This window comes from Stenotrophomonas sp. B1-1, from assembly GCF_010894375.1.
In the GTDB taxonomy this organism is placed as follows: Bacteria; Pseudomonadota; Gammaproteobacteria; order Xanthomonadales; family Xanthomonadaceae; genus Stenotrophomonas.
The window spans coordinates 1-5,037 of record NZ_JAAIUZ010000043.1 but is presented as its reverse complement, the minus strand read 5'-3'; the positions used below and the strand labels follow the sequence as shown (position 1 = coordinate 5,037).

The 5,037-nt window shown below is 61.1% G+C and carries 8 protein-coding genes and 1 pseudogene; 7 read left to right on the top strand and 2 right to left on the bottom strand.

Annotated features, from left to right (window positions below):
• The 3 genes from G4G00_RS21525 to G4G00_RS21515 form a co-directional block, all read left to right on the top strand.
• On the top strand, positions 1-342 hold a 342-nt coding region (locus G4G00_RS21525), incomplete at its 5' end, for a phage tail protein (RefSeq protein WP_164276545.1).
• Positions 339-1,334: a phage late control D family protein gene (locus tag G4G00_RS21520; protein ID WP_164276542.1), complete on the top strand. Its 996-nt coding sequence runs from the start codon at positions 339-341 to the stop codon at positions 1,332-1,334. The genes G4G00_RS21525 and G4G00_RS21520, both read left to right, overlap by 4 nt.
• A 235-nt stretch (positions 1,335-1,569) precedes the next feature.
• Positions 1,570-2,022 (top strand): hypothetical protein, encoded by a 453-nt coding sequence (locus G4G00_RS21515; protein WP_164276539.1) that lies wholly within the window; start codon positions 1,570-1,572, stop codon positions 2,020-2,022.
• Positions 2,023-2,110: 88 nt separating this feature from the next.
• Here the strand turns inward: G4G00_RS21515 and G4G00_RS21510 are convergent, their stop codons facing one another.
• Positions 2,111-2,614, bottom strand: a complete 504-nt coding sequence (locus G4G00_RS21510; protein ID WP_164276537.1) for a hypothetical protein — start codon at positions 2,612-2,614, stop codon at positions 2,111-2,113.
• A gap of 467 nt (positions 2,615-3,081) precedes the next feature.
• On the bottom strand, positions 3,082-3,534 hold the full coding sequence (locus tag G4G00_RS21505; RefSeq protein WP_164276534.1) for a helix-turn-helix transcriptional regulator: 453 nt from the start codon (positions 3,532-3,534) through the stop codon (positions 3,082-3,084).
• A 302-nt stretch (positions 3,535-3,836) separates the two neighbouring features.
• Between G4G00_RS21505 and G4G00_RS21495 the strand changes: the two genes are divergently transcribed.
• The 4 genes and pseudogenes from G4G00_RS21495 to G4G00_RS21480 all read left to right on the top strand — a co-directional run.
• A complete protein-coding gene (locus G4G00_RS21495) occupies positions 3,837-4,151 on the top strand; it encodes an ogr/Delta-like zinc finger family protein (RefSeq protein WP_164276528.1) in 315 nt (104 codons plus the stop codon).
• A gap of 24 nt (positions 4,152-4,175) precedes the next feature.
• Positions 4,176-4,451, top strand: a complete 276-nt coding sequence (locus G4G00_RS21490) for a hypothetical protein (RefSeq protein WP_164276525.1) — start codon at positions 4,176-4,178, stop codon at positions 4,449-4,451.
• Positions 4,451-4,633 carry a hypothetical protein gene (locus tag G4G00_RS21485; protein ID WP_164276462.1) on the top strand — a complete coding sequence of 61 codons (183 nt, stop codon included), beginning with the start codon at positions 4,451-4,453 and terminating at the stop codon, positions 4,631-4,633. Before G4G00_RS21490 ends, G4G00_RS21485 begins: the two co-directional genes overlap by 1 nt.
• Before the next feature lie 8 nt (positions 4,634-4,641).
• A pseudogene (locus G4G00_RS21480) lies at positions 4,642-5,037 on the top strand (bifunctional DNA primase/helicase); the annotation flags it as partial.

Below are 5,037 nucleotides of genomic sequence, written 5' to 3'. Positions count from 1 at the left end.
TTTCAACGCCAGCTCACCTGGCGCCATGCCAGCAGCGAACGCCTGCACGCCCGACCTGCCCGGCAGTACGTCGGCTTGGGGGATGACGCCATCAGTCTGCAAGGCACCATCAGTGCCGAGCTGGTCGAGGACCTCCACGTGCTCGATGGCCTGCGCGAGCTGGCCGACCAGGGCACACCGCACGCTCTGGTGGAAGGCACCGGCCGGGTGTACGGCGCCTATGTGATCGTCAGCCTGAGCGAAACCCGCAAGGAGTTCTTCCCCGACGGCACCCCACGCCTGATCGAGTTTCAGCTGCAGCTGGAGCGCGATGACGATGGCATCGCGCAGGAGGTGCCATGAGGACGGCGCCCTACCCCATTCCGGCCTGGCAGGTCCTGCTCGACGGGCAGGACCTGACGGACCGGTTGGCCCCGCGTCTGCTGGATCTGTCGCTGACCGAAAGCCGAGGCGATCAGGCCGACGAAGTCACCCTACGCGTGCATGACCATGACGGGCGCCTGGCGCTACCGCGACGCGGTGTGACGCTGCAGGTGGCCATCGGCTGGCGCGACAGTGGGCTGTTTGACAAGGGCACCTTCAAGGTCGATGACGTCGAGCACAGTGGCGCGCCCGATATCGTCAGTATTCGGGCGCGCTCGGCCGATCTGACCGGCGCAGTTCGCACGCGGCGCGAGCGCAGTTGGCACGACACTACCTTGGGAGAAATCCTCAGTGCGATCGCCGCCGAGCACGCACTGCGGCCGTCCATCGCCGCCAATCTGGCCGGTGTCGCGATACCGCACTTGGATCAGGCCAACGAGAGCGATATCAACTTGCTCACCCGCCTGGCCAAGCGCTTCGATGCGGTGTCTACGGTCAAAGCGGGCACCCTGATCTTTGCGCCGATCGGTGCCGGCGTTACCGCCAGCGGCACACCGCTGCCAGGCGTGCTCATCACCCGCGCCTCCGGTGACCAGCATCGCTACACCGTCGCCGATCGGGACAGTTACACCGGTGTACGCGCCTACTGGAGCGATCGCCGCAACGCACGTCGCAATGGCGTGCTGGTGGGAACGGCCGATAACGAGAAGAAGCTGCAGGCGACCTACGCCAGCGCGGAGGAAGCACGCCAGCAGGCCGAAGCGGAATTCAAGCGCTTAGAGCGCGGCACCGCGCAGTTGAGCTATCGCTTGGCGCTGGGTCGGGCGGACATTTATCCCGAGCAAACCGTGACGGTGCGCGGGTTCAAACCCGAGATCGATGGCACCGATTGGCTGGTGGCCAAGACCACCCACACCCTCGACGGAAGCGGCGGATTTTCCACCGCGCTGGAGCTCGAGCGAATGTGCTGAGCGCACGGCAAACTAACTGCCAAGCCCGTAAAGCCAAACGCTGACCAGCTTCACCAGCTCAAAGGCCTAGCGTTCGGGCGACCTCAGTCCCACTTGCGTCTAGCAGCACCGAGAAGCGGCGCTCGTCAAACGAGCGTCTCGGATAAGACGTTATCATTTCGTAGCGCAAGGAAATTTCACGCAAGTTTGGCGCCCCCTGCGGTATTCGGTCAATCACACCACGCGGAGCACTCCCATGTATAGAACAGCCTTAATCTTCGCCACATCCACAATGGCGCTGATAACACTCGCACCAACCGCCATCGCGAGCGACTGCCCCACTCCAGAGAAAATAGACGAAGTAGTGCTAGCAAAATTCCAACAGACGAATAACTTGATACCCGGCGATCTCGGCAAAATAAGCGTAGACACGAACACGCTAATGGTCGATATATCCTCCTCAAACGAAGTTACGGACGCCTTCGCCGATCTAGTTGATGAGTTTGAGCTAGAACCGAACCACGTCGGCCTGTCCGACCTGTACGCCACCGCAGAAGGCAGTTCGTACGGCCGAATGGGCGACCTCGCGGTGGGACATGTCCAACTTGCCCTGGGCTACGCATGCGCAGGAATTCCGTATCCGTCCGAGCCACCCGTCACAAATCCATATACGAAGCAGCCATTTTCCCTGAAACTCCCATGGAATTAGGGATAAATGAAGCCCCGGTTCGCCAACGCGCTCGGGCTCGAACGCAGTGGCGAGCCGGGGCCACCACAGGCGGCGGGATGATTCTCGGTTACACCCAAACCTGCAGTGCGCGCTCCCATCGAGTGAGCGGCCGCACGAAGTCCAGGTAGCCATTCCGCCGGAGCATGTTGTTGCGCGCCACTTTGCAAAGTCCCTGTACCACGGGAATCGCTTCCTGATTGATCTTTCCAAGATGCCTATCAAGCTCTTCCAGGGTCATAGACCCTGCCTTGACGCGTAGACGACTGAAGCGCTTTACGAAGTTCGCATGCACAATCCCTTTGCCGCGAAAATCGTAGACCTGCTCAACCAGCGTTAGCAGGCCCACTACCATCCCGGCGACGGTCACCACCACCGAGTTAGGGTGAAAAATGGTGACAAACGCTGCACTACCTGCAAGCAAGCACACAAGCACAATGAGCTTATTGAGACGCTCATATAATCGCTGGCTGAGCACGGCCAGTTCCAGTGCGTATTCAACGTCCAGAAGCGCCTCCCCCTTGGTACGTTCAGCGGTTGCCGGTGTGCGTGCGGTGGTGGCGTCTGGACCCATGTCACTCCTTCTTCGGTGGCAATTGCTGCGACTCGCTCTGTTGTCGCTCTGGAATCGGGCTGCGCTCGGGCGGCGCAAAGTGTCCGTGGTAGTGCTCCAAGCTGGGCGCATCTTCGTTTTCGTCTGGCCGACTCATTGTCACCTCTGTGTTAGCAGGCGCAGTTCGAACAGATCGGACTGCACCCAGTGTTGTGCGCACGCGACACGTTCGCACGCACGTCCGTTTGTCGTAGGCCGCTCTACGGGCAATTGCCGCATCCGCCATGGATGCGGCGGATTGCATGATGCTCGAACGCGAGCACGGTGGGTCGTCTGCTGGCGAAATTCGAATGAGATCGATTGCCACCATCAAAGTGGCGACGGTAGTTTCAGCTGCAACTGAATGGCCTCGAGTGCGTGGCGCACCGTCCTGGATTGCCGCTGCCTGTTGGCTCTTGCAGCCAGCACGATTCGGAGCACCCCAATATTCATTTGGGTGATTTGCTGCGCTTAGCTTTGTCGGCATTAATTGTGAAGGTTGCGCCCTTCTGGCTGAAGTTCTTGGCCTTCACGTTCTGCGCAACTTGACCAGCAACCGAAATCGCCGCACCTGTGGCGCCCCCCGATGCATGCTCGCCATCCGCGTCATCAGCGCCCAGTACAGCAAGCGCGGCCCTACGCAGGCGGTCTGGAGCACTTCGAAAGCCTCCGATCAGGGCCGACTCCAATTGATTCAGGGCTATCCCTCGCCCCCCCGTGATCACGAATTGGACGTCTACACCGACTCGCGCCAGCGCTTCCATGTATTCCAAGCCAGGTGAACTAAGGCCCTTTTCGTATCGGCCTTGAGCAGTCCGATTGACCCCACCTAGAGCTGCAAAATCTTCCTGAGTGAAGCCAAGGCGCTTGCGCTCACTCTTGAGTCTTTCGTGAATTGCCATTTTTTATCGCATTTCCTATTGCGGATGATCTATTTTTAGAGCATCATCCACATCAAGCCAGACAAGAGCGCACTATCTCGCATGAATGCCGAGAATTCCATTTCTCTCAGAACCGCCGCCCAAGCGCGCGCCAGCTTGGAGTTGCGCGGAGAGTCCGTAGCCGACTTCGCCCGCCGGCATGGCCTGTCTGAGTCAACAGTCCATCAAGTCCTGGGTGGCCGTTCTAAGTGCAAACGAGGGCAAGCCCATCGTGCCGCCGTGCTGCTCGGCATGAAGATCGGCACCCTCCAGGACTGATGACCATGCACGCACCCGTCATTTCGCGCAAAGGCGTCTTCCACTGCGGCGCTTGCCATTCGGTGCTGGTCAAGCGCACCAGCTACCTCCTGCATCCGCACCTGCGTAACGACGTGTACGTGTGCCAAAACCCGTTGTGCTCGGCCAGCTACTCTGGCCACACCGAGATCACCGGCCTGGTCAGCCCCAGCGGCATTCCCAATGCCCCGGCCTGTGACCTGCCCCCGACCCCGGCGTATGAGCGCGCCCTTGCCGAGCGCGCCCTGCGCCAACAGCAAAACGATGCCCAGCTGGACATCTTCGATAGTCCCAGCCCCTAAACCCAGCTAACTGAGGTTTCCCCCATGCTTATTCTTGAATTGGCGGCCCTGCCGCCAACGGCGCAGCTTTGCCTGAAATCCGCCGCCCGCCATCAGGGTCTGGTCCACACCGGTACCGGCTATGTGGGCCGCAGGCCTTCGGACAAGGGCCTGTCGTCCACCTTCACTGCCGAGCCGGTGGCCAAGCTGGTGTGTTTGGGCCTGCTGCGCTACAGCCGGTCCGACGCATTCGCGTTGGAGCTGACCGATCGGGGCATAGCCCTGGTCGATTGTGGCGTGGTCTATCCGGAGGCCGGCTGATGAGCAGCAAGCACGGCTGGACCACCGTCCAGCACCAGCCCCTGGTTAAGGCCCCGGCCGACTTTGTGCCGGTCAGTCCATCGCAGAAGGCCGCTGAGGCCGACGCCCTGCGCCGACAGATCAAGGCCTTCCAGGCCGCCGGCGGGCGCATCGTGCGCCTGCCCTCTACGTTCAAGCGCTGAGATCACCGATGGAGATCCACATCCTCGAGCAAGTCCTGGCGTGCCTGGAGCGCGACTACAGCCTCAAGCGACGCGGCAGCTTCCTGCGTGGTCGCTGCCCCAACTGTGGCGAGAAGGACAACTTCTACACCCATGCCGAGCATCCGTGGATCCTGCGGTGCGGGCGGCTGTCCAAGTGCCGTCACGAAATCAGGGTTCGCGAGCTGTATCCGGACCTGTTTGATGACTACTCCAAGCACCACCCGCAGACGGTGGAGCGCCCCAACGCGGCCGCCGATGCCTATCTGAGCACGGCCCGCGGCTTTGACCTGGCACCACTCAAGGGCCTGTACACCCAGGAGCACTACTTCGATCGCAAGCTCAACCAGGGCACAGCCACGGTGCGCTTTGCCTTGCCCGGTGAC

What these genes read in the sequence shown, in the direction of transcription:
- G4G00_RS21520 (WP_164276542.1), top strand. Translation starts at nt 339, where the DNA reads ATGAGGACGGCGCCCTACCCCATTCCGGCCTGGCAGGTCCTGCTCGAC.
- G4G00_RS21515 (WP_164276539.1), top strand. Translation starts at nt 1,570, where the DNA reads ATGTATAGAACAGCCTTAATCTTCGCCACATCCACAATGGCGCTGATA.
- G4G00_RS21510 (WP_164276537.1), bottom strand. Translation starts at nt 2,614, where the DNA reads ATGGGTCCAGACGCCACCACCGCACGCACACCGGCAACCGCTGAACGT.
- G4G00_RS21505 (WP_164276534.1), bottom strand. Translation starts at nt 3,534, where the DNA reads ATGGCAATTCACGAAAGACTCAAGAGTGAGCGCAAGCGCCTTGGCTTC.
- G4G00_RS21495 (WP_164276528.1), top strand. Translation starts at nt 3,837, where the DNA reads ATGCACGCACCCGTCATTTCGCGCAAAGGCGTCTTCCACTGCGGCGCT.
- G4G00_RS21490 (WP_164276525.1), top strand. Translation starts at nt 4,176, where the DNA reads ATGCTTATTCTTGAATTGGCGGCCCTGCCGCCAACGGCGCAGCTTTGC.
- G4G00_RS21485 (WP_164276462.1), top strand. Translation starts at nt 4,451, where the DNA reads ATGAGCAGCAAGCACGGCTGGACCACCGTCCAGCACCAGCCCCTGGTT.